General features: G+C 50.5%; 18 protein-coding genes, 7 tRNA genes, 1 rRNA gene and 1 pseudogene. 25 read left to right on the top strand and 2 right to left on the bottom strand.

Annotated features, from left to right (window positions below; translation table 11 throughout):
* The 8 genes from ASF12_RS09300 to ASF12_RS09265 form a co-directional block, all read left to right on the top strand.
* Positions 1 to 2,920 (top strand): 23S ribosomal RNA (locus ASF12_RS09300); the annotation flags it as partial.
* A gap of 112 nt (positions 2,921 to 3,032) precedes the next feature.
* Positions 3,033 to 3,109: transfer RNA gene (locus ASF12_RS09295), tRNA-Met, on the top strand.
* A 7-nt stretch (positions 3,110 to 3,116) separates the two neighbouring features.
* A tRNA-Val gene (locus ASF12_RS09290) sits at positions 3,117 to 3,192 on the top strand.
* A 17-nt stretch (positions 3,193 to 3,209) separates the two neighbouring features.
* A tRNA-Met gene (locus ASF12_RS09285) sits at positions 3,210 to 3,286 on the top strand.
* Positions 3,287 to 3,306: 20 nt separating this feature from the next.
* Positions 3,307 to 3,383, top strand: a tRNA-Asp gene (locus tag ASF12_RS09280).
* A 17-nt stretch (positions 3,384 to 3,400) separates the two neighbouring features.
* Positions 3,401 to 3,476, top strand: a tRNA-Phe gene (locus ASF12_RS09275).
* Between the two features lie 7 nt (positions 3,477 to 3,483).
* Positions 3,484 to 3,567 (top strand) — tRNA-Tyr (locus tag ASF12_RS09270).
* Positions 3,568 to 3,582: 15 nt separating this feature from the next.
* Positions 3,583 to 3,658: transfer RNA gene (locus ASF12_RS09265), tRNA-Lys, on the top strand.
* Between the two features lie 115 nt (positions 3,659 to 3,773).
* On the opposite strand, the gene ssuE is transcribed toward ASF12_RS09265, so the two are convergent.
* On the bottom strand, positions 3,774 to 4,322 hold the full coding sequence (ssuE, locus tag ASF12_RS09260; protein WP_056032560.1) for an NADPH-dependent FMN reductase: 549 nt from the start codon (positions 4,320 to 4,322) through the stop codon (positions 3,774 to 3,776).
* Positions 4,323 to 4,498: 176 nt separating this feature from the next.
* Between ssuE and ASF12_RS09255 the strand changes: the two genes are divergently transcribed.
* The 7 genes and pseudogenes from ASF12_RS09255 to ASF12_RS09225 all read left to right on the top strand — a co-directional run bounded on the left by ASF12_RS09255 (position 4,499) and on the right by ASF12_RS09225 (position 11,298).
* A complete protein-coding gene (locus tag ASF12_RS09255) occupies positions 4,499 to 5,446 on the top strand; it encodes an MraY family glycosyltransferase (protein ID WP_056032554.1) in 948 nt (315 codons plus the stop codon).
* A 75-nt stretch (positions 5,447 to 5,521) separates the two neighbouring features.
* Entirely contained in the window at positions 5,522 to 6,667 is a 1,146-nt protein-coding gene (locus tag ASF12_RS09250) for a PucR family transcriptional regulator (RefSeq protein ID WP_056032552.1), read from the top strand.
* 87 nt (positions 6,668 to 6,754) lie between these two features.
* Positions 6,755 to 7,876, top strand: coding sequence for an ABC transporter ATP-binding protein (locus ASF12_RS09245; RefSeq protein ID WP_056032549.1), 1,122 nt, complete (start codon positions 6,755 to 6,757; stop codon positions 7,874 to 7,876).
* Positions 7,877 to 8,095: 219 nt separating this feature from the next.
* Positions 8,096 to 9,034, top strand: coding sequence for an HPr(Ser) kinase/phosphatase (gene hprK, locus ASF12_RS09240; RefSeq protein WP_056032546.1), 939 nt, complete (start codon positions 8,096 to 8,098; stop codon positions 9,032 to 9,034).
* A 20-nt stretch (positions 9,035 to 9,054) separates the two neighbouring features.
* Positions 9,055 to 9,966 (top strand): annotated as a pseudogene (gene lgt, locus ASF12_RS09235) (prolipoprotein diacylglyceryl transferase); the annotation flags it as partial.
* 170 nt (positions 9,967 to 10,136) lie between these two features.
* Positions 10,137 to 10,793: a pyrophosphatase PpaX gene (gene ppaX / locus ASF12_RS09230; protein WP_235533086.1), complete on the top strand. Its 657-nt coding sequence runs from the start codon at positions 10,137 to 10,139 to the stop codon at positions 10,791 to 10,793.
* Between the two features lies 1 nt (position 10,794).
* Complete coding sequence (locus ASF12_RS09225) at positions 10,795 to 11,298, top strand: acyltransferase (RefSeq protein ID WP_200931591.1); 504 nt, start codon at positions 10,795 to 10,797, stop codon at positions 11,296 to 11,298.
* Between the two features lie 88 nt (positions 11,299 to 11,386).
* On the opposite strand, the gene ASF12_RS09220 is transcribed toward ASF12_RS09225, so the two are convergent.
* Positions 11,387 to 11,833 carry a hypothetical protein gene (locus tag ASF12_RS09220; protein ID WP_056032537.1) on the bottom strand — a complete coding sequence of 149 codons (447 nt, stop codon included), beginning with the start codon at positions 11,831 to 11,833 and terminating at the stop codon, positions 11,387 to 11,389.
* Positions 11,834 to 12,072: 239 nt separating this feature from the next.
* On the opposite strand from ASF12_RS09220, the gene ASF12_RS09215 reads away from it, so the two are divergent.
* The 10 genes from ASF12_RS09215 (at position 12,073) to ASF12_RS09170 (ending at position 22,366) form a co-directional block, all read left to right on the top strand.
* Positions 12,073 to 13,305, top strand: a complete 1,233-nt coding sequence (locus ASF12_RS09215) for an ATP phosphoribosyltransferase regulatory subunit (RefSeq protein WP_056032534.1) — start codon at positions 12,073 to 12,075, stop codon at positions 13,303 to 13,305.
* Between the two features lie 32 nt (positions 13,306 to 13,337).
* Entirely contained in the window at positions 13,338 to 13,946 is a 609-nt protein-coding gene (gene hisG / locus ASF12_RS09210) for an ATP phosphoribosyltransferase (protein WP_046234141.1), read from the top strand.
* A gap of 73 nt (positions 13,947 to 14,019) precedes the next feature.
* The gene (hisD, locus tag ASF12_RS09205; RefSeq protein ID WP_442952521.1) at positions 14,020 to 15,297 is read left to right on the top strand and encodes a histidinol dehydrogenase; all 1,278 of its coding nucleotides are present in this window, start codon (positions 14,020 to 14,022) and stop codon (positions 15,295 to 15,297) included.
* 77 nt (positions 15,298 to 15,374) lie between these two features.
* Positions 15,375 to 15,974: an imidazoleglycerol-phosphate dehydratase HisB gene (gene hisB, locus ASF12_RS09200; protein ID WP_046234120.1), complete on the top strand. Its 600-nt coding sequence runs from the start codon at positions 15,375 to 15,377 to the stop codon at positions 15,972 to 15,974.
* Between the two features lies 1 nt (position 15,975).
* A complete protein-coding gene (hisH, locus tag ASF12_RS09195) occupies positions 15,976 to 16,593 on the top strand; it encodes an imidazole glycerol phosphate synthase subunit HisH (RefSeq protein WP_056032531.1) in 618 nt (205 codons plus the stop codon).
* 247 nt (positions 16,594 to 16,840) lie between these two features.
* A complete protein-coding gene (gene hisF / locus ASF12_RS09190) occupies positions 16,841 to 17,599 on the top strand; it encodes an imidazole glycerol phosphate synthase subunit HisF (RefSeq protein ID WP_056032528.1) in 759 nt (252 codons plus the stop codon).
* The gene (gene hisIE, locus ASF12_RS09185) at positions 17,596 to 18,324 is read left to right on the top strand and encodes a bifunctional phosphoribosyl-AMP cyclohydrolase/phosphoribosyl-ATP diphosphatase HisIE (RefSeq protein WP_056032525.1); all 729 of its coding nucleotides are present in this window, start codon (positions 17,596 to 17,598) and stop codon (positions 18,322 to 18,324) included. The genes hisF and hisIE overlap by 4 nt, the downstream gene beginning before the upstream one ends.
* A gap of 67 nt (positions 18,325 to 18,391) precedes the next feature.
* Positions 18,392 to 19,198 (top strand): histidinol-phosphatase HisJ, encoded by an 807-nt coding sequence (hisJ, locus tag ASF12_RS09180; protein WP_056032522.1) that lies wholly within the window; start codon positions 18,392 to 18,394, stop codon positions 19,196 to 19,198.
* A gap of 142 nt (positions 19,199 to 19,340) precedes the next feature.
* On the top strand, positions 19,341 to 20,291 hold the full coding sequence (locus tag ASF12_RS09175; RefSeq protein WP_056032519.1) for a ribose-phosphate diphosphokinase: 951 nt from the start codon (positions 19,341 to 19,343) through the stop codon (positions 20,289 to 20,291).
* Between the two features lie 323 nt (positions 20,292 to 20,614).
* A complete protein-coding gene (locus ASF12_RS09170) occupies positions 20,615 to 22,366 on the top strand; it encodes a tetratricopeptide repeat protein (protein ID WP_056032516.1) in 1,752 nt (583 codons plus the stop codon).
* The last annotated feature ends 36 nt before the right edge of the window (positions 22,367 to 22,402 follow it).

Here is a 22,402-nt window from a genome sequence, read left to right as displayed (position 1 = left end):
GAGCGCACGGAGGATGCCTAGGCACTAGGAGCCGAAGAAGGACGTGGCGAACAACGATACTGCCTCGGGGAGCCGTAAGCAGGCTTTGATCCGGGGATTTCCGAATGGGGAAACCCAGCTGTCGTAATGGACAGTTACTYYTRACTGAATACATAGGTYARRGTGAGGCATACCAGGGGAACTGAAACATCTAAGTACCCTGAGGAAGAGAAAACAAAAGTGATTCCGTCAGTAGCGGCGAGCGAACGCGGATTAGCCCAAACCAAGGAGCTTGCTCCTTGGGGTTGTAGGACGTCTCACATGGAGTTACAAAGGTGTGTGYTAGGCGAAGAGGTCTGGAAAGGCCCGCTATAAGAGGTAAAAGCCCTGTAGCCAAAAGCMCACACTCTCCGAGACGGATCCTGAGTACGGCGGGACACGAGAAACCCCGTCGGAATCCGGCAGGACCATCTGCCAAGGCTAAATACTCCCTAGTGACCGATAGTGAAGCAGTACCGTGAGGGAAAGGTGAAAAGCACCGCGGAAGCGGAGTGAAAAAGAACCTGAAACCGTGCGCTTACAAGAAGTCAGAGCCCRATCTATGGGTGATGGCGTGCCTTTTGTAGAATGAACCGGCGAGTTACGTTCACGTGCAAGGTTAAGTCGGGAAGACGGAGCCGCAGCGAAAGCGAGTCTGAATAGGGCGAATAAGTACGTGGTCGTAGACCCGAAACCGTGTGATCTACCCCTGTCCAGGGTGAAGGTGCGGTAACACGCACTGGAGGCCCGAACCCACGCACGTTGAAAAGTGCGGGGATGAGGTGGGGGTAGCGGAGAAATTCCAATCGAACTCGGAGATAGCTGGTTCTCCCCGAAATAGCTTTAGGGCTAGCCTCGAGGTATGAACGTCGTGGAGGTAGAGCACTGATTGGGTGCGGGGCCCGCCAAGGGTTACCAAGTCTAGTCAAACTCCGAATGCCATAGACGTGCTTCTCGGGAGTCAGACAGTGAGTGCTAAGATCCATTGTCAAGAGGGAAACAGCCCAGATCATCAGCTAAGGTCCCCAAGTGTGTGTTAAGTGGGAAAGGATGTGGAGTTGCAAAGACAACCAGGATGTTGGCTTAGAAGCAGCCACCATTTAAAGAGTGCGTAATAGCTCACTGGTCGAGTGACTCTGCGCCGAAAATGTAACGGGGCTAAACACACCACCGAAGCTATGACATGTACCGMATGGTACTTGGGTAGGGGAGCGTTGAATATAGGTTGAAGGTATACCGTAAGGAGTGCTGGACTGTATTCAAGTGAGAATGCCGGTATGAGTAACGAAAAGACAAGTGAGAATCTTGTCCGCCGAAAGCCTAAGGGTTCCTGAGGAAGGCTCGTCCACTCAGGGTAAGTCGGGACCTAACGCGAGGCCGAAAGGCGTAGTGGAAGGACAACAGGTTCAAATTCCTGTACCACCGTAAACCGTTATGAGCAATGGGATGACGCAGAAGGGCAGTGACGCGGACTGATGGAATAGTCCGTCCAAGCAGTGAGGCTGATGAGTAGGCAAATCCGCTCATCGTAAGGCTGGGCTGTGATGGGGAGCGAAAATTACAGTAGCGAAGGTCATGCACTCCGGCTGCCGAGAAAAGTCTCTAGCCAGGTGAAGGTGCCCGTACCGCAAACCGACACAGGTAGGCGAGCAGAGCATGCTAAGGCGCGCGGAAGAACTCTCGTTAAGGAACTCGGCAAAATGACCCCGTAACTTCGGGAGAAGGGGTACCTCGGTAGGGTGAATAGCCCGAGGGGGTCGCAGTGAAAAGGCCCAAGCGACTGTTTAGCAAAAACACAGGTCTGTGCGAAGCCGTAAGGCGAAGTATACGGGCTGACGCCTGCCCGGTGCTGGAAGGTTAAGGGGAGCGGTTAGGGGTAACCCGAAGCTGTGAACCGAAGCCCCAGTAAACGGCGGCCGTAACTATAACGGTCCTAAGGTAGCGAAATTCCTTGTCAGGTAAATTCTGACCCGCACGAATGGCGTAACGACTTGGGCGCTGTCTCAACGAGAGATCCGGTGAAATTTTAATACCTGTGAAGATGCAGGTTACCCGCGACAAGACGGAAAGACCCCATGGAGCTTTACTGTAACTTGATATTGAACTTTGGTACGATCTGTACAGGATAGGTGGGAGCCATTGAAGCATGAGCGCCAGCTTGTGTGGAGGCGACGTTGGGATACCACCCTGATCGTATCGGAGTTCTAACCTAGGACCATGAAACTGGTTCGGGGACCGTGTCAGGTGGACAGTTTGACTGGGGCGGTCGCCTCCTAAAATGTAACGGAGGCGCCCAAAGGTTCCCTCAGAATGGTTGGAAATCATTCGGAGAGTGCAAAGGCATAAGGGAGCTTGACTGCGAGACCTACAAGTCGAGCAGGGACGAAAGTCGGGCTTAGTGATCCGGTGGTACCGAATGGAAGGGCCATCGCTCAACGGATAAAAGCTACCCTGGGGATAACAGGCTTATCTCCCCCAAGAGTCCACATCGACGGGGAGGTTTGGCACCTCGATGTCGGCTCATCGCATCCTGGGGCTGAAGTAGGTCCCAAGGGTTGGGCTGTTCGCCCATTAAAGCGGTACGCGAGCTGGGTTCAGAACGTCGTGAGACAGTTCGGTCCCTATCTGTCGCGGGCGCAGGAAATTTGAGAGGAGCTGTCCTTAGTACGAGAGGACCGGGATGGACGTACCGCTGGTGTACCAGTTGTTCCGCCAGGAGCACCGCTGGGTAGCCAAGTACGGACGGGATAAGCGCTGAAAGCATCTAAGCGCGAAGCCCCCCTCAAGATGAGATTTCCCAATTTAGTAAGACCCCTTGAAGACGACGAGGTTGATAGGTTCGGGGTGGAAGCGCAGCAATGCGTGCAGCTGACGAATACTAATCGGTCGAGGGCTTATCCTAACAACACGCTAAAGTTTCAGACTTTGTCTTTCGCATCCAGTTTTCAGCGTGCAATTCACGTTGATATTGCAGTACATCCCGAGGTCTGCAATGTAAGTTATCGGGAAAATGTGGCGGTGTAGCTCAGCTGGCTAGAGCGTACGGTTCATACCCGTGAGGTCGGGGGTTCGATCCCCTTCGCCGCTACCATATTTTCGGAGGCTTAGCTCAGCTGGGAGAGCATCTGCCTTACAAGCAGAGGGTCGGGGGTTCGATCCCCTCAGCCTCCACCATATATGTTTTACAATGACGCGGGGTGGAGCAGCCCGGTAGCTCGTCGGGCTCATAACCCGAAGGCCGCAGGTTCAAATCCTGCCCCCGCAACCAATTTTTAAGCAATAATTTATGGAGCTGTGGTGTAGAGGCCTAACATGCCTGCCTGTCACGCAGGAGACCGCGAGTTCGAATCTCGTCAGCTCCGCCATTTTCTTTTCGTTATACGGCTCGGTAGCTCAGTCGGTAGAGCAGAGGACTGAAAATCCTCGTGTCGGCGGTTCGATTCCGTCCCGAGCCACCATTTTTATGGAGGGCTAGCGAAGTGGCTAAACGCGGCAGACTGTAAATCTGTTCCTTCGGGTTCGGTGGTTCGAATCCATCGCCCTCCACCATTTCTTTCACATCGAGAGTCATTAGCTCAGCTGGTAGAGCACCTGACTTTTAATCAGGGTGTCGTAGGTTCGAATCCTACATGACTCACCATTTTTTAAAAGCTAATTTACAGAAAATAATCTGTGAATTTTTTTTGTTTATATGAGAATAAAAGGCTAGGTATTGGTGCAATCACCATGACCTAGCCTTTTTTGTGCGAATTTTATTAGGATCGAAGCTTTAATTCGGCCTGTAGTTCAGTTAGAGACGCGTCAAGACGGAGCTTTAATTCGTCATTTAGCTCAAACCCGGCAGCACCATCATCTAATTGAACACGGGCGATTTGAGAGTCTACCGCATAGACACCGCTGGCAAAATGCTTGGCACCCATGGATGCAAGCACAGGCTTCAGGGAGTAATCAATGGATAGCAGATGGGCCAGTGAACCGCCGATGAAAAATGGCGTAATGATTTTCCCTTCCAAGCCCTTTTGCGGCAATAGATCGAGGAAGGTTTTAAGAACACCAGTAAATGAGGCTTTATAGACTGGACTTGCGATAATGACGGCGCCAGCACCTTCTACTAAGGCCGTTGCTTCTTTAATGGCAGGGCTGTCGAAACGGGCGTTAATCAGATCTTCCGCTGGCAGCGAAGCGACTGTAATATGGCTGACCGTTACATTTTGGCTATTAAGCTGCTGTTCGATATATTGGGTAATGCCGGTTAGACGGGAACCAGGATTCGGGCTGCCCGAAATGATGACAATCGTTGACATGAAAATCGCTCCTCTATTATATACATATTTATTCCGATATGATAACTTTGTTTAATCTTAACATTCCAATCTTTTCGGCGTCAATGACATTTACGAAAACGGTTCATGATTTTTTGCTCATTAGGGAACAATAAGCGGAAACAAGCTGATTAGCGATGCAAAGGGGTCCGTCTAAGATGATATATGGGTTGGCGGCTTTTATAAGTTTGGCGATTGTAAGTGTAATGGTTCCGATTGTGAGAAGGTTCGCCTTGCAATATGGTATTATGGATCGGCCGAATGCGCGAAAAATTCATCGGCAACCAATTCCCTTGCTCGGTGGCATAGCGATTTATGTGGCGTGTACGGTTACGATTATTGCTTTTCAGGGGATGACGTCATTAAGCTGGACGATTGCGGCTGGGGGCGCGGTGCTTGTCACCATCGGTTTATTAGATGATAAAGCTAAAGCGGAGGGAAGGGATTTTCCTGTCTGGCCCAGAGTACTTGTTTATGGTGTGGTGTCCACGCTGCCGCTGTGGTTCCATATTCAAATCGCAGGGGTGACGAACCCTGCTTCCGGGATGTTCTTTTTTCTCCCGCATTGGGTAGCTTGGCTTGGGACGTCAATCTGGATATTCGCTCTAATCAACATGATTAATTTCATGGATGGGGTTGATGGGCTGGCGTCTGGCGTATGCGTGTTATCGGCAATAACGCTGTTTATTACTGCGTTGGTCAAAGGACAAGCTGAGACGGCAATTTTAGCGGCCATTGTAGGCGGGGCATGCCTAGGCTTTCTGCTGTTTAATTTTTATCCGGCAAGGATTTTTATGGGAGATGCGGGAGCCACATTTCTTGGATATACGCTCGCTGTTGTAGCAGTAGACGGGGCTTTTAAGAAGGCAACCTTCATTACAGTGCTTGTTCCGTTACTGGCGCTGGGTTTGCCTATTATGGATACTTCCATTGTCATGCTGCGGCGGCTCGCTCGCGGCAAAGGATTGCACCATGCGGACAAGTTGCATACGCATCATGCGCTGATGAAATGGGGATTAAACCAGGTGCAAACCGTATCTTTTTTATATTTAATTGCGGCGTTGTTCTCTATGCTGTCGATCATCATTTTGCTGGTCATGGGCTGAATTCCCTCCACCAATATGTTACAATGACGAGAAAAAGCGTTCATTCGTGAGGCTTGCGATAGGAGATAGCAGAAAATGAGCACGACAGAATGGTTGAAACCGCTGGAGCGCATTTTGGACTGTCCAGTTCGTCTAGTAAAAATGCAATTGTCCGAATGGAATGATATAGCAGAGAAAAATCACTATCTGCAGGCGGAGGAGCATGGGCGCAGCTTAGCTTTGGAAGGACAACGCGTCCAACGCGAGGATAAAATGTGGGTGGCCGTCAGAGTAGAGGAGCATGAAATAGAGGTTTTGGAAATAGAGGGCAGCCGCTTTGAGGCGAGTACGCTGGATTTATTGAGCCTAATGCTGCGCTGGAATGAAACGAGGCCAGCACAAGATAAAGCGGCTGGCAAGCTGACAGAAAGCGAGAAAACAGCTCGCAGCATCGGCGAGTGGATTCAGGAGCAGTTCGAAACAGGCGAGCCGGGGCAATCGATGCCGGATCACTTAACCGCGGGTGGCAAGCTGTTCGCGGATATGATTCCTTTTTTATTAGTAACGGAATATTCAAATACAAAGCAAGCGGCGTACGTGGAGCTGGAGAAGCTGCTGCGTTCCTTTCTCGCTGAGGAAATTTTATTAATACCGCTTCGAGAGCAGGAATGGCTTATCTGGGGTCCGGTATCGCTGCTTAAGGAAGCGGATTCAGAGCTGTTTGATGACGATGATGAAGAGTCGGTGGAGGATAATCTGGCTTCTATCTGTCTGGGGCTGCATGAGATGCTTGCCAGCGAGTGGATTGGCGAATGCCATCTGGCGGTGTCCCATCCGATCAGACCGGCGAAGGGTATCGTAGAGACGACGGCTGCGCTGCGCGAAACGATTAATTTGGGGCGAAAATTCCATGTTGGGAGCAATATTCATTTTCCATGGAATTTGCAGCTGGAGCGCCTGCTGAATAGTATACCGGAGAGCCAGCGGGCCCGGTATTTGGAGCAATCGCTAAAACGTACGGAGCTTTTCGTAGAGGCAGAAATGCTCGCTACACTCGAAACCTTCTTCTCACTGGACTGTAATGTAAGCGAAACCGCGAAGAAGCTTTATATCCACCGCAATACGTTATTATACCGTTTGGACAAGCTAAAACAGGAGACGGGGCTGGATGTACGACAGTTTCGTGATGCCGTCTTAGTCAAAATTATATTGCTATTGTACAAAGTTACGAAAAGACATTAGTTTTTTTGTAAAGTTTGTGCATAGTCATCTGACTGCATGTGGGATAAGATAGTCCTATAAGAAAATTTCTTTTAGGGGGAAATTCACATGGCAGGCGTACGTTTAGAAGGCATTTACAAAAAATACCCGGGTTCTGATAAAGCATCGGTAACTGACGTTAACTTAGATATCAAGGACAAAGAATTTCTAGTGCTTGTAGGTCCATCCGGTTGTGGTAAATCGACAACTCTTCGTATGATTGCAGGTCTTGAAGAAATTTCCGAAGGTAAATTGTTTATCGGCGAGCGTCTTGTTAATGACGTAGCTCCTAAAGATCGCGATATCGCAATGGTATTCCAATCTTACGCTCTTTACCCGCATATGAACGTATACCAAAACATGGCTTTTGGTTTGAAACTTCGTAAATTCAAAAAAGCAGACATCGACAAACGCGTTCGTGAAGCTGCTAAAATTCTAGATATCGAGCATTTGCTTGACCGTAAACCGAAAGCTCTTTCCGGTGGTCAACGTCAACGTGTCGCTCTTGGTCGTGCGATCGTTCGTGAGCCGCAAGTATTCTTGATGGATGAGCCGCTTTCCAACTTGGATGCGAAGCTTCGTGGTCAAATGCGTGCTGAAATTTCCAAGCTGACTAAACGTCTTGAAACAACAACAATCTATGTAACGCATGACCAAATCGAAGCTATGACGATGGGTGATCGCATTGTTGTTATGAAAGATGGCTTTATTCAACAAACAGCTTCTCCAGAAGTGCTTTACAACCACCCAGTTAACATTTTCGTTGCTGGCTTCATCGGTGCTCCTTCCATGAACTTCATTAAAGGTGCATTGACGGATCAAGGCGGTACTGTTCGCTTCAAATCGACTGGCGTAGATGTAGTTGTGCCTGAAGGCAAAGCTGCTACACTTCGTTCCAAAGGCTACATCGGCAAAGATGTAATCTTGGGTATTCGTCCAGAGGATCTTCATGAAGAGCCAGTATTCCTGGAAGCTTCGCCTAACACGATCGTTAACGCTTCGATCGAAGTTGCAGAGAACCTGGGTCACGAAATGTACCTGTACCTGAACGGTATTGGCACAGACACAGTTATCGCACGTGTAGACGGACGTTCCGCTCTGCGTGATGGCCTGACAGTTAAACTTGCTCTGGACATGAACAAAGTTCACCTGTTCGACACTGAGTCCGAGCTTAACATTTTCGAAAACTAATTGCTAAAGCCATTATAGATTTCATAAGAGAGCTGTTGGATTCGTCCAACAGCTCTTTGTTATTCCACTGGGAATAAATAAGTGAATCTTATCATTCATTTGAGCGTCAATTTGAGCGCCAGAAAGCGGGAAGACATTGCTTTCGGCGCTTTTTTCCTATACGATGAAGTCATTGGTAATTAGCTTACATACGCTGTTGTGATATAAGGAGGCCATGCTATGCCTAAGAAAGTGAAAGTATCAGAATTAGTGCAGCATTTTTCGTTGGAAATCATATCGGGTGAGGAAGGCCTGAAGCGTGCGATTACGGTTGATGACCTGTATCGTCCGGGGCTTGAAATGGCCGGATACTTTGATTATTTTCCGAGTGAGCGGGTGCAGCTGTTAGGGAAAACGGAAATTACGTTTCTCAGCACGCTGACGTCCGAGGAGCGCAGGCTGCGTATGGAGCGTCTGTGCCATTCAGACACGCCTTGTATTATTTTGACCCGTGGACTAGAACCGCCGGATGAGCTGATTGCTTATTCGAATAAAACAAATATTCCTGTGCTTGGCAGCCATGTGGCGACTACGATTTTAACGAGCCGGATTACGGATTTTCTGGAGAAAAAGCTTGCGCCTACCGCAACCATTCATGGTGTTCTGGTAGACGTTTATGGGGTGGGCATGCTCATCACTGGCGGCAGCGGTATCGGCAAGAGCGAAACTGCGCTTGAGCTTGTAAAACGCGGGCATCGCCTCGTTGCCGATGATGCGGTTGAGATTAGACAAACGTCTGACAGCCAGCTTCACGGCACAGCACCGGAATTGATCCGTCATTTGCTGGAGATTCGCGGCTTGGGCATTATTAATGTAATGACGCTGTTCGGCGCGGGTGCCGTACGTACACAGAAGCGGATTACGTTAGTCATAAAGCTCGAGAATTGGCAGCAGGATAAGCAATATGACCGTCTGGGGCTGGATGAAGAGAAGACGCGTATCATTGATACCGATGTACCGCTTGTAACCGTGCCTGTAAGACCGGGTCGGAACCTTGCGGTTATTATTGAGGTGGCGGCTATGAACTTCAGGTTGAAGCGGATGGGCTATAATGCGGCGCTGCAGTTTACTAATAAGCTGACGGAAACGATTGCTGAAGATGCGGATGATTACGATTGATATAAAGGAGCTAATAAAAGATGCTTACATCGCTAATTGACCCGATTGCTTTTTCACTGGGTCCCCTAACTGTACGTTGGTACGGCATTATTCTCGGCACAGCTGCTTTGGTAGGCTTGCTGCTGGCGATACAAGAGGGCAAACGCTTTGGTATTAAGCCGGATTTCTTTATGGATATGCTGCTGCTTGGCGTTCCTTCTGCCGTTATTTGTGCTCGAATTTATTATGTTGCCTTCAAATGGGAAGATTATAAGGCGAACCCGCTCGATGTGTTCAAAATTTGGGAGGGCGGCATAGCCATTTATGGCGCTCTGATCGGTGCCTTTCTATGCGGGTTCTTCTACTTCCGTTATAAGGGCTACAGCTTCTTGAGACTCGCCGATGTGTGCGTTCCAGGGCTGCTTGCTGGTCAAATGATTGGCCGTTGGGGCAACTTTATGAATCAGGAGGCATATGGCGGTCCCGTAGAGGAAAGCTTCCTGCGTGATACGCTGCACCTGCCCAATTTTATTGTGAATCAAATGAATGTGAATGGCGTCTTCCATCATCCGGCCTTTTTGTATGAATCGCTGTGGAGCCTTGTAGGCATCATTCTACTTTGCGTGCTGCGCCGCCAGCGCTTCCTGCGTGCGGGTGAATTGCTGGCGAGCTATTTCATCTGGTATTCCCTCGGCCGTTTCTACATTGAAATGGTGCGTACGGACAGTCTGGCCTTCCATGGCCCTACTTGGCTCGTGAACCTTGTTGACATTCTTTGGTCGCCAATGACGTTTTTGTTCCAGCCTGGTTACTTGGACCCGGCTTACGGCAACCTGAGAATTTCACAGCTGCTTGCGCTTCTGCTCATTGTTGGCGCCATTGCGTTTATCGTTATTCGCCGCAAAACAGGAGCTGCCAAAGAGCATTATTCCGATCCAATTGTCTCCACGAAGGTGGAGCATGCGGCTATTGCAACGGATGATGTTCCAAAAGCATAACGGCGGAAGTTAAATGGAGATAAGACGAGCTATTGCCTTCTTGAAGGCAGTAGCCGTTATGTTTTTGTAAGACTTTTTGTAAGGCTTATAGAGAAGTATTAAAGCGGATTTAGGAGGAGACAGATGTGCTAGGCAACATAAAAACGATGCTGTTTGATTTAGATGGTACCATTATCGATACGAATGAACTGATTATCCGCTCGTTTCTGGATGCGCTGCAAGGCGTCGTTCCGGCGGATTTCTCCAGAGAGCATATTATTCCAAGCATGGGACAGCCTTTGACGATGCAAATGCAGCAGTTTTCGGGGCTGGAGGATGTTACGCATCTGGTAGCGGCTTATCGCGAAGTAAACCTTCGCCTGCATGATGAGTATGTTAAGCCTTTCGACTATGTTGTAGAGGTCATTAGAAATTTGCATGAACAAGGCATCCAGATTGGGATTGTAACGACGAAAATGCGTCTGACGACAGAACGAGGCTTGAAATATGTCGGCTTGAGCGACTATATCGACACGATCGTGACCATCGATGACGTCACAAATCCGAAGCCTCATCCAGAGCCTGTCAGCATGGCTATTGCTGCGCTTGGTGCAGATCCGGCGACGACATTGATGCTGGGCGACAGCTCGGTCGATATTTTATCCGCTGAGGCGGCCGGCGCTTTGCCTGTTGGTGTAGCCTGGTCGATGAAGGGATCACAGCTGCTTAGAGATTCTGGTGCCCAGTATGTCATTGATGATATGCGGGAGCTGTACGCTTTCGCAGGATTGGAGCGGAGATAAATTGCGTAATGTCGAACGTTATCCGGTAGAGGGACCTAATGCGCTCTGGCAGGTCTATCGCACGGTCAGCCGCTTTAAGGCGGTTCGAAATTTCATATTCATTCAGCTGGCCCGTTATTGTCCGATTTTGCCGGTCAAAAATATGATCTATCGCCGTGTGCTCGGTATGAAGGTCGGTCAGCATACCGCTTTCGCGTTAATGGTGATGGTGGATGTTTTTTTTCCGGAACGGATTGAGGTTGGGGATAATACGATTATCGGATACAACACGACGATTCTTACGCATGAATATTTAATTCGCGAATACCGGCTTGGAGATGTGAAAATAGGGGCGAACGTCATGATTGGCGCTAATACGACGATTTTGCCGGGCGTTACGATTGGCGATCATGCGGTTGTAGCCGCTGGCTCAGTCGTTTACAAGGATGTGCCAGCCCATGCCTTCGTTGGCGGGAATCCGATTCGGGAAATTGGTAATGGGAACCGCTCAGAGGATCACAGCTAAATCTGGTAATGCTGCACGAATGAAGCTGGTGCCCATAATGAGCATCAGCTTTATTCACGTTGAGATGCTGAGAGAAGCACTTTTCGTCTTAGTAGCACTTCTCCTCTACCTTGGCAGTTTCATTATGAATCGTAATCGTTGAGGAGCCGGATAAGGTTTCTGTATAGGAGCATACGGAGGTTGTACGTGTAACGCCAGTGACATCCGTATATGTAAGATAAATGCCTCCTTCGCCAGTTAAGCTTAGATCGGGAGTGATTTTCTTCTTGGCCCCGCTGGGGATGGAATCGTTGTACAATTGTTTGGAATCCGTTTCAATAATATTGCCTTTCTCATCGCTGGAAAGTATGCCTGCTTGAACGCTTACAAGCTCATGATCAGATTCATTATGGATGGTCAAAGTGAAGTTTCTAAACATATTGAGGATATCCAAGCTCTTATTTAGAGCTATAACACCGATGATCGCGCCGAATAAAATCATACCTATCATGATGCTGGATATCCAAACCGCAAGTTTACTTCTAGCAGGTTTCAAGTGTTCGTGTCCTCCTTATTCTTGGCTCCCTTAATATGGAGACGAGCAGCAAATGAAGAAAGTTGCATGCCTTGCGGTGATCAGGATTTGTGCAGTTATGATACGTCCCTCATTCGGGAAAGCTCTAATCTTGACGGAGTAGAAGCTTCATGTTACCATAACGACTAGGTTCTTTATTTTGGCAGATCGCTAATATGGCAACGCGTTAACATACTAAAGTAAATTGTGGGTGAAAATAGATGTCCAAACCAAAAGTATTTGAGAAACCGATTGGTGTTAAAGATTATCTTCCGGAAGCTGTTGCAAAGCTGCGCCGGATCGAGCATGCCGCTCTTGCCTGCATGCAGGGCTGGGGATATGAGCAAATCATTACGCCAACTATGGAATATTACGACACTGTAGGGGTAGCAAGCTCTACCTCTGATCAAAAGCTGTTCAAGCTGCTTAATAACCGTGGAACGACGCTCGTACTGCGATCGGATATGACAGCACCTATTGCGCGTGTAGTGTCTTCGCTATTGAAGGAGTCTCCATTCCCGCTGCGATTGTCGTACCATGCGAATGTGTACCGTGCAATTGAAGAAGAAGCAGGCCGTGAGGCTGAATTTTTCCAGACGGGCGTAGAGCTTGTTGGCGATGCTTCGGCTGATGCGGATGCGGAGGTTGTGGCGCTCGCTATCGCTTCCTTGAAGGCGGCTGGTGTAAAACGGTTCAAGATCGCTATTGGCCATGTCGGCTTCCTGAACGGGCTGTTCGAGGAATCGCTGTCTGGACGCAAGGAAGAGCAGGAGCAGCTTAAAGCGTGCCTGCTGGGACGCGATTATGTCGGCTACCGCGAGCAACTGCGCCAGCTGTCGCTGGAGGAGCCTGTAATGCGCGAGCTGGAAGGGATTTTAAGGCTGCGTGGCGGCCAAGAGGTATGCAAGCAGGCGCTTGAATTAAGCGCGGATGAGACGGCACAGGCGTCTATCCAGCATTTATGCGAGATGTGGGACGTGCTCGATGCTTACGGACTGAGCGAGCATGTGCTGATCGATCTGACGATGATCGGCGATTTCTCCTATTATACAGGCATGACCTTTGAAGGTTATGCGGCGGATCTTGGATTCCCTGTAGTGAGCGGCGGAAGATACGACAATTTGCTAGCCCAATTCGGCCGCCCGGCGCCAGCAACAGGCTTTGCGCTGAAGACGACGCGGATACTCGAAGTGCTCGGCAATGAAGACGAGCCAGCGAAGGCTGAGCGCATGCTGATCGGCTACGATGAGACGGAGCGCAAAGCGGCGCTGGCAATCGCGCAGCAGCTTAGAGGCCAAGGAGCGACGGTTGTAACAGAGCGTATCGGGCAAGAAGAGGCAGCGGAGCTGGCGAAGAACACGTCTGGACGGTTTATTTTCAAAGGCGTGGAATATGTGGAGTTTCTACTATTTACCGAAGGTATGGACGAAATGCTTGGAGGGGATGGCAAGTGAGCGGAGCAGGCAGAGAGATTTTGAAGGTAGCTATGCCGAAAGGCCGGATTTACAAGCAGGCATCGAAGCTGTTTCGCGAAGCGGGACTGCCGATTCCAAGCGATTTTGATGATACTCGCAAGCTGATCATTGAGCTGCCGGAAGCAGGCATGGAGTTTATTATGGCAAAGCCTGTAGACGTGCCTACTTATGTGGAATATGGCGTCGCAGATATTGGAATCGTCGGCAAGGATGTGCTGATGGAGGAAAATAAAGATGTATACGAGCTGCTGGATCTTGGCATCGCCAAGTGCCGGATGTCAGTAATCGGGCTGCCGGACTGGAAGCCGGTTATCAATCCGCGGGTAGCGACGAAATATCCGAATGTGGCTTCGCAATATTTTCGCGAGTTGGGGCAGCAGGTAGAAGTGATCAAGCTGAACGGCTCGATCGAGCTTGCGCCACTTATCGGCCTTGCTGACCGCATTGTCGACATGGTCGAGACGGGACAGACGCTGCGCGAAAACGGACTGGTCGAGATGGAGTCCATCTTCGGCATTACGAGCCGCTTGATCGCGAACCGCGTCAGCTACCGGATGAAGAACGAGGCAATTCAAAGCCTCTGCGATAGATTGCAGGAAACGCTTGGCGCGAAGCTCTAGGATTGCGGGAACGCGGGCATTAAAGTAGATGGAACATAGTTTGAAAGGAAAGGGGTTGGCGATTGTGAGAATTATGCGAGCGGAGCAGTTCGGTTTGAAGCGCGAGGTGGAATACGGATCGCCGGAGCAAAATGAAGTAGTGCGGACGATCATTGCAGACGTCCGCAAAGAAGGAGATGCTGCTTTGCTGCGTTACACGGCAAAGCTGGACAGGGCTGAGCTGACGGCAGCGGAGCTGCGCGTGACGCAAGCGGAAATTGATGCGGCGTATGAGCAGGTAGACGCCGCTTTTCTGACAGCGATCCGTGAGGCCGCTGTCAACATCAGGTCTTTCCACGAGAAGCAGAAGCGCAACTCGTGGATGGATTTGCAGCCGGACGGGACGCTGCTCGGGCAAATTTTGCGCCCGCTGAAGCGGGTCGGCGTCTATGTGCCCGGAGGCAAGGCGGCGTATCCGTCGTCCGTGCTCATGAATGTCATTCCGGCCCAGGTAGCTGGCGTGCCGGAAATCGTAATGGTCACGCCGCCGTCAACTGGCGGACGGGACGGCATTGATCCAGGCATTCTCGTGGCTGCTGCTGAAGCAGGGGTCAAGGAGATGTACCGCGTAGGCGGAGCGCAGGCAATTGCCGCACTCGCCCACGGGACGGAAACAATCGCGCCCGTTGATAAAATTTGCGGGCCGGGCAATATTTATATCGCGCTGGCGAAGCGCGAAGTATTTGGCGCTGTCGATATCGACAGCATCGCAGGTCCAAGCGAAATCGTCGTGCTTGCCGACGAATCGGCTGATCCGGCTTATATCGCCGCTGACCTGCTGTCGCAGGCGGAGCATGACGAGATGGCATCCTCCATCCTCGTTACGCCTTCGGAGCAGCTCGGGAGCGCTGTAGCCGCTGAAGTGGAGCGCCAGCTCACTACGCTGCCGCGCCAAGCAATCGCGCGGGCTTCTATCGACAGCTACGGCGCCGTGCTCATGGTCGACTCGCTGGAAGCGGGCATCGACGTCGTGAACAAGCTGGCGCCTGAGCATTTGGAGGTGCTGACAGCCGATCCAATGAGGCTGCTCGGCTTGATCGAAAACGCCGGGGCAATCTTCCTCGGCCCTTACAGCTCGGAGCCGGTTGGCGATTATTTCGCCGGACCGAACCACATCATCCCGACGAATGGAACGGCGAGATTTTCCTCGCCAGTCAACGTGGATGATTTTCTGAAAAAATCAAGCTTGATTTACTATAGCAAGGAAGCGCTGCTCGCAAATGGCGACAAAATTATGACGCTGGCCCGGCAGGAAGGGCTTGAAGCCCATGCGCGGGCGATTCAAATCCGTTTGGAGCGCGAAGGGCGGTAACGAGCAAGACTAGATAAGCAACAGCCAAAGCAAACAAAGCGAACATTTATTTTACGGGAAGAAAGAAGGAATCGGTAATGGCGGAATTGACAGGACGCGTATCGGAAGTAGCTCGCAAAACAAATGAAACAGACATCAAGCTGGCGTTTTCGGTAGACGGAAGCGGAACGGCCAACATTGAGACGGATGTGCCTTTCCTGAACCATATGCTGGATTTGTTCACAAAGCACGGCCAGTTCGACCTGACGGTCAATGCCAAAGGCGATATTGAAATCGATGACCACCATACGGTGGAGGATATCGGCATTTGCCTCGGGCAAACGCTGCGTGAAGCACTAGGCGACAAGCGCGGCATCAAGCGTTACGCGAGCGTATTCGTGCCGATGGATGAGGCGCTGGCACAGGTTATTATCGATGTGAGCAACCGTCCGCATTTCGAATACCGCGCGGAATATCCTTCAAGCCAAGTAGGCAGCTTCTCTGTGGAGCTGGTACACGAGTTTCTATGGAAGCTGGCGCTGGAAGCGCGCATTACGCTGCATGTTATCGTACATTACGGCCAGAATACGCATCATATGATTGAAGCGGTATTCAAGGCGCTTGGCCGGGCGCTGGATGAAGCGACGAGCATTGATCCTCGCGTACAAGGAGTGCCTTCGACGAAAGGAGTGCTGTAGCATGATTGCAATCATCGATTACGGCATGGGCAATCTTCACAGCGTCAGCAAGGCGGTTGAGCGTCTCGGTTATGCTGCGGTAGTAACAGCTGATCCGCAGGAGATTTTGGCGGCGGATGGCGCGGTTTTGCCAGGTGTCGGCGCCTTCGGTGATGCGATGAGCAATTTGCGCGAGACGAAGCTGGATGAGGTCGTGAAGCAATTTGCCGCCTCCGGCAAGCCGCTGCTCGGCATTTGCCTCGGCATGCAGCTGTTGTTCAGCGCGAGCGAGGAGTACGGCGACAACGAGGGCCTCGGCCTGCTGCCAGGCAAGGTTATCCGTTTCCAAGGCGATTACAAAATCCCGCATATGGGCTGGAACAAGCTTAGCTTTGAGCAGGAGCAGAGCCCGCTGTTTGCGGGACTGGAAGAGGGCCATGTATATTTCGTCCACTCCTTCCATGCGAAGCCGGAGCAAGGCAGCGATCTGCTGGCTACGACTGATTATTATCAGCAGGTAACAGCTATCGTTGGGCGTGAGCAAGTATACGGCATGCAGTTCCACCCGGAAAAAAGCGGCGAGCTGGGCATGCAGCTGCTTGGCAACTTCCTCGCATTGACCGGCAGCAGCAAGGCTTAGTCTAGCCCCGCCGACTACATCACTGGGAAGTCGCTTATCAGCACCATGTAACTATCGATCGACAACGTTATTTTTTTACAAGCGTAAACGGCTGTCGCCGTCCTCTGGCGGTAAAGCTAACGTTTCGCGGTGAAATATAAGCGGAGTATAAGGGTGAAAATTATACATTCTTATATTTTAAAAAATGAATATCTACAGGCTGTCGCATGCGAAGCCATAGATGAGTCTAATATAAGGAGCGTGCAAAATGCTGGCAAAACGCATTATTCCATGTCTCGATGTCAAAGACGGCCGCGTCGTTAAAGGCGTTAATTTCGTTAACTTGCGCGATGCTGGCGATCCGGTCGAGCTGGCGTCTACCTATGACCGCGAGGGCGCGGATGAGCTCGTATTTCTCGATATTTCCGCCTCGGTTGAAGGCCGGGCTACGATGATCGAGGTCGTCAAACGCACGGCAGGCGAAATTACGATTCCGTTCACCGTTGGCGGCGGCATCTCGCATGTCGACGACATGAAGCGGCTGCTGCGCGCAGGCGCAGACAAGATCGCCATTAATACGGCCGCAGTCAAAAATCCTTCGCTCGTACGCGACGGCTCGCGCAAATTCGGCTCCCAGTGCATCGTTGTCGCGATAGACGCGAGATTTAACGAAGCGTGGGGCGAGTGGGAAGTGTATACGCATGGCGGCCGCCAGGCGACAGGCATTAAAGCGCTGGAGTGGGCATGTGAGGTTGAGAAGCTTGGCGCTGGCGAAATTTTGCTGACGAGCATGGATGCAGACGGCACGAAGGACGGCTTTGATCTTCCGCTGACCGCTGCTGTATCAGGCAAGCTGGGCATTCCGGTTATAGCTTCGGGCGGAGCTGGCCGAATTGAGCATTTCAGCGATGTTTTCGATCAGGGCAAGGCGGACGCTGCGCTGGCGGCGACGATTTTTCACTACAAAGAAATGACGATTCGCGAAGTGAAGGATGATTTGCGGCAGAAGGGCGTGGAAGTCAGATGACAGACTGGATAAAACAGATTAAGTGGAGCGAGGACGGCCTTGTGCCAGCGATCGTGCAGGATGCACAGAGCAAGGAAGTGCTGATGCTCGCTTATATGAACGAGGATTCGCTCAAGCTTTCGGTGGAGACGGGTTCGACCTGGTTCTGGAGCCGCTCGCGCAGCGAGCTGTGGAACAAGGGCGCAACGAGCGGCCATACGCAGCGTATTGAGTCCTTATCCTATGACTGTGACGGCGACACGCTGCTGGTACGCGTTCATCAAGTTGGCCCGGCTTGCCATACGGGAAGCTATAGCTGTTTTTTCAATGATATCGAGCTGGCGAATAAAGCTGCTGAGGCCAATTCCGGCGAAGATTCCGCGTCAACTGGGACAGCTGCAGCCGGACAAGGCGGAGATCGCTTTGCGATTTTGGGAAGCTTGGAAAGCGTCATTGCCGAGCGTCATGCGGAGCGTCCAAAAGGTGCGTATACGACGTATTTATTCGATAAAGGCATCGATAAAATTCTTAAAAAAGTCGGCGAGGAAGCAACCGAAGCGATTATCGCGGCGAAAAATCAAGACAACGACGAGCTGCGCTCTGAAGCTAGCGACTTGATCTTCCACCTGCTGGTGCTGCTCAGAGAGAGGGGCTTGCCACTGGATGATGTGATGCAGGAGCTTGTGCAGCGCCACGGCAAACCAGCCAGCAATAATGCAATGAAACGCGAGCAGTCCAAAGCCTAGCCAGGCGGATTGCCGCGTTTTGCGGTTTTAATTCAGATGATTAAAAAGGGAAAGGCAGGACTGCCTTATGCTTATCGATTACCATACCCATCATGTTCGCTGCGGGCATGCAGTTGGCACGCTTGAGGAATACGTACAGAAGGGCATTGAACTGGGGCTTGACCAGCTCGGCTTGTCCGACCATTTGCCGCTTATTCATGTCGATCCGGCGACGTATTATCCAGAGATGGCCATGCCCATGGAGGAGCTGCCGCGTTATGTCGAGGAGTGTTTGACGCTTAAGGAGAAGTACAAACATCAAATCGACATTCGCGTCGGACTGGAAGGCGATTATATCGAGGGTTATGAGCGGCAAATCGAGGATATTATTAAAGCATATCCGTTCGATTATGTCATTGGCTCAGTACATTTTCTCGGCGAGTGGGATATTACCGATTTTCGCCAGACGCACGGCTGGGAAGGCAAAAACCGGCTGGCGGTATATGAGCAATATTATGATGCGGTGCAGAAGGCGGCAGCAACCGGGCTTTATGATTTTATCGGGCATATCGATGTAATCAAGCGTTTTGGCTTTAAGCCGGAGGAAGATGTGACGCATTTGGAAAATGCAGCGCTCGAAGCCGTCAAGCGGCATGGCGTTGCGATTGAATTGAACGCCTCGGGCTTGCGGACACCAGCGGAGGAAATGTTCCCGAGCCGCAGAATGCTGGAATATGCGCTTAAGCTGGGCATTCCAATTACGGTTGGCTCGGATGCGCATCAGCCAGAAAGACTGGCACAATACCTCGATCAAGCGCGTCTGATGTTGAAAGAAGTCGGTTTTTCGCAGCTCGCGACCTTTGATCGTCGAAAATTAGTCAGTATTGATTTTTGAATTATTAGCAATTCGATGTATAATGGTATTGACCAAGCGCAAACGGGCTGTGCCCGTAGCACAAGCTTAGGGCAAGCAGGCGTTGCGCATTGAAAGCCTAGTCAGGTAAAACTTATTTGGTTTAAACGCTCAGGAGGGTATTATGTTAAGCGACAAGTTGCGTATTTTCTCGGGATCGTCTAATCCGGAACTAGCTCAGAAGATTGCTTCGGATTTAGGATTGACGCTCGGCGCCATTAAGATGTCCAGATTCAAGAGTGGCGAAATTTATGTCCACTATGAAGAAACCATCCGGAACTGCGACGTATTTCTGGTTCAATCGTTTTCGCATCCGATCAACGAATATTTCGTGGAGCTGCTAGTTATGATTGATGCAGCGAAACGGGCTTCGGCGAAAACGATTAACATTATTATGCCGTATTACGGTTATGCCCGTCAGGAGCGTAAATCCGCGCCGCGGGAACCGATTTCCGCAAAAATGGTTGCAGACGTATTGACGACAGTTGGGGCGACCCGCGTCGTTACGATTGACTTGCATGCACCAGCGATTCAGGGCTTCTTTAATATTCCGGTCGATCATATGACAGCTCTTGATCTGCTCAGCGATTATTTGAAATCGAAAAATATTAAAAACCCAGTTGTCGTATCGCCAGATGCTGGACGCGCTTCGACTGCCGAGAAGCTTGCCAACTACTTGGACACTTCGTTCGCGATTATGATCAAGAAGCGTCCAGCACATAATGAATCATCGATTACCCATGTTATTGGTGATGTTGAAGGCCAGACACCGATTATTATCGAGGATCTGATTGATACCGGCACAACAATTGTCAATGTAGTCGAAAGCTTGAAGGAACGTGGTGCGGAAGATGTGTACGTGTGCGCTACTCACCCTCTCTTTTCCGGCAATGCTATTGAGCGTTTGGATATTCCAAGTATTAGAGAAGTAGTCGTAACCGACTCTATTCTCCTGCCTGACAACCGTCCGGACCGTTTCACGGTGCTATCGGTTGCTCCTCTGCTTGCAGAAGCAACACGCATCATTATTGAAGGCGGTTCGATCAGCACCCTGTTCAAAAATGCAGGCGTGTAGCGAGAACTTTTTTTAAATATAGGAAAGTATATAATTATCCCATCCTTTCTCTATATTTCTCGGAATGAAACGCGCTGCTCCGCCAGAGGACGGCGACAGCCGTTTCACCTTGTCGACTCTTTATCACAAACAGCATAAATACTTATATGAAATCGCGGGCGGTTATTAAAACGCCCGCGATTTTCATAACTTTTTGCCTTTTGCCACAATGGAACGCGGGTAATTGCAGCCGTCCTGGAGCGTTTCCTTTAGTTTGAGTGCGCGACTTGACCGTTCCTATGTTATAATCGTAGAAAATGAAGTTTCCGGGAGGTGCCTTGCCAATGAAGGGAAAGAAACGCGCGGCCACAGCTGAGCCAAAAACGAAAATCATACCTATTCAGTGGGATGCCACATTCTTTTTCGAACGGGCTGTCCGCTCATTGGACCGATACCACTATGACAAGGCACTTAAATATTTTCGCCGTGCTGTGGAATATGAGCCGGAAAATCCGGTTAACCATTGTAATATGGCTGGCATTTTATCGGAAATGGGCAATTATGAGGAATCCAATAAAATTTTGCATTGGATCGTCGATGAGCTTGATCCTACGATGACGGAATGCCATTTTTATATGGCGAACAACTATGCCAATATGGAACAATATGAAGCCGCTGAAGGGGCTTTGGTGCAATATCTCGAAGAGGATGCGGATGGGCAGTACCTCGATGAGGCGGAAGAAATGATGGAATTGCTCGATTATGAGCTGGAGCGTCCAACGCGGGTAACGAGCATTAAGGCGCGTGAAGGCCTGTTTGAGCATGATCAGGCACGCACGCTTCTGGAGGAAGGCAAGTTTACCGAGGCGGTTCGCCTGCTGGAGGACATTATTGCGGCACAGCCGGAGTTTCTGGCCGCCCGCAACAATTTGGCGCTCGCTTATTATTATATGGGTCTGTTCGATAAAGCGATGGAAACGATTCATGAGGCGCTGCATATTGATGCGGGCAACCTGCATGCCTTGTGCAATTTGGCCATCTTTTATCAGCATGCAGAGGATGAGAAAAGTTTGGCTCCACTGGTGGAGCTGCTGCGCAAGACGGCACCTTTTCATGAGGAGCATGTGTTTAAGCTGGCTACGACGATGGGCATTCTTGGCGAGCATGAGGCGGCTTACCGCCACTTCCTTCGCTTGCTGAAGGACCCTGATCTAAATCAGGACCCATGCCTGTATCATTATGCGGCTGTGGCAGCATGCAATATTGGTCGGTTCCATGAAGCCGAGCGTTTGTGGCGGCAGACAGCGAAGCTTGATCCAAAGTCGAATATTCCCCGCTATTATATGGAGCAGCTGGAGCTGGTGAAGCAAGGGCAGCATAAATCAGCAGTCAGCTACCATTATCATTTGCCGTTTGAGGAGCAGTTCAAGCTTTGGGAAAACTCCTCGGATGGACTGCCTGATCATTTGAAGCGCGACCCGCTCGTCCGCTCCTCCTTCTTCTGGGCGCTGCGCCACGGCGATCGGAACACGAAGCTGCAAGTTATTCAGGCGCTCGGCATGATTGCCGACAATGAAGTGAAGGATGCGCTAAGAGCGTTTTTAATCGAACCGGGCGAAGACGATTATTTGAAGCGGATTGCGATTTTCGTCCTGCGCACCATTGATGTACAGGAGCCTCTGCAGGCGATTTTGGAAGGCAAGGAAACGGTCATTGAACCGAATCGTGTTCCTTCTCGTCTGCCTGTGTGGGAAGCCAAATGGCAGGAAGTAGTCGAAGCTGCGTTATCGCGAATGAACAAACGTTATGATCTGATCCAGCAGCATGATCTGATGACGCTGTGGGTCGAGTTTCTCAGCCGGGTTTATCCGGATGTTCCGAAGCTGAGCAAGGTCGAAGGCTGGGCCGCAGCACTGGAATATTTGACGGCGAAGATGCATCGGCGCACGATTTCGTATCATGAGGTATCCGTTCGTTATGGCACTTCCATTGCAACGGTCAGCAAAAATGCGAAGCGAATCGATCAAGTGTGCGGCATTAAGGAAAAGATGCGTTCGATCAATTCGGTCTTTGCGCCAGATGAGCCGCTGGAATAGCGAGCAGGCGCGATCGTGATATATAATAGGGATAGG

This window comes from Paenibacillus sp. Leaf72 (assembly GCF_001422685.1).
Taxonomy (GTDB): Bacteria; Bacillota; Bacilli; order Paenibacillales; family Paenibacillaceae; genus Pristimantibacillus.
Note: the sequence above shows the minus strand (reverse complement) of the source record. Positions and strands in the feature narration are given on the sequence as shown.

Excerpts from the sequence above, each read along its gene's own strand:
- ssuE (WP_056032560.1), bottom strand. The coding sequence starts at position 4,322 with ATGTCAACGATTGTCATCATTTCGGGCAGCCCGAATCCTGGTTCCCGT.
- ASF12_RS09255 (WP_056032554.1), top strand. The coding sequence starts at position 4,499 with ATGATATATGGGTTGGCGGCTTTTATAAGTTTGGCGATTGTAAGTGTA.
- ASF12_RS09250 (WP_056032552.1), top strand. The coding sequence starts at position 5,522 with ATGAGCACGACAGAATGGTTGAAACCGCTGGAGCGCATTTTGGACTGT.
- ASF12_RS09245 (WP_056032549.1), top strand. The coding sequence starts at position 6,755 with ATGGCAGGCGTACGTTTAGAAGGCATTTACAAAAAATACCCGGGTTCT.
- hprK (WP_056032546.1), top strand. The coding sequence starts at position 8,096 with ATGCCTAAGAAAGTGAAAGTATCAGAATTAGTGCAGCATTTTTCGTTG.
- ASF12_RS09215 (WP_056032534.1), top strand. The coding sequence starts at position 12,073 with ATGTCCAAACCAAAAGTATTTGAGAAACCGATTGGTGTTAAAGATTAT.
- hisG (WP_046234141.1), top strand. The coding sequence starts at position 13,338 with ATGCCGAAAGGCCGGATTTACAAGCAGGCATCGAAGCTGTTTCGCGAA.
- hisD (WP_442952521.1), top strand. The coding sequence starts at position 14,020 with ATGCGAGCGGAGCAGTTCGGTTTGAAGCGCGAGGTGGAATACGGATCG.
- hisB (WP_046234120.1), top strand. The coding sequence starts at position 15,375 with ATGGCGGAATTGACAGGACGCGTATCGGAAGTAGCTCGCAAAACAAAT.
- hisH (WP_056032531.1), top strand. The coding sequence starts at position 15,976 with ATGATTGCAATCATCGATTACGGCATGGGCAATCTTCACAGCGTCAGC.
- hisF (WP_056032528.1), top strand. The coding sequence starts at position 16,841 with ATGCTGGCAAAACGCATTATTCCATGTCTCGATGTCAAAGACGGCCGC.
- hisIE (WP_056032525.1), top strand. The coding sequence starts at position 17,596 with ATGACAGACTGGATAAAACAGATTAAGTGGAGCGAGGACGGCCTTGTG.
- hisJ (WP_056032522.1), top strand. The coding sequence starts at position 18,392 with ATGCTTATCGATTACCATACCCATCATGTTCGCTGCGGGCATGCAGTT.
- ASF12_RS09175 (WP_056032519.1), top strand. The coding sequence starts at position 19,341 with ATGTTAAGCGACAAGTTGCGTATTTTCTCGGGATCGTCTAATCCGGAA.
- ASF12_RS09170 (WP_056032516.1), top strand. The coding sequence starts at position 20,615 with ATGAAGGGAAAGAAACGCGCGGCCACAGCTGAGCCAAAAACGAAAATC.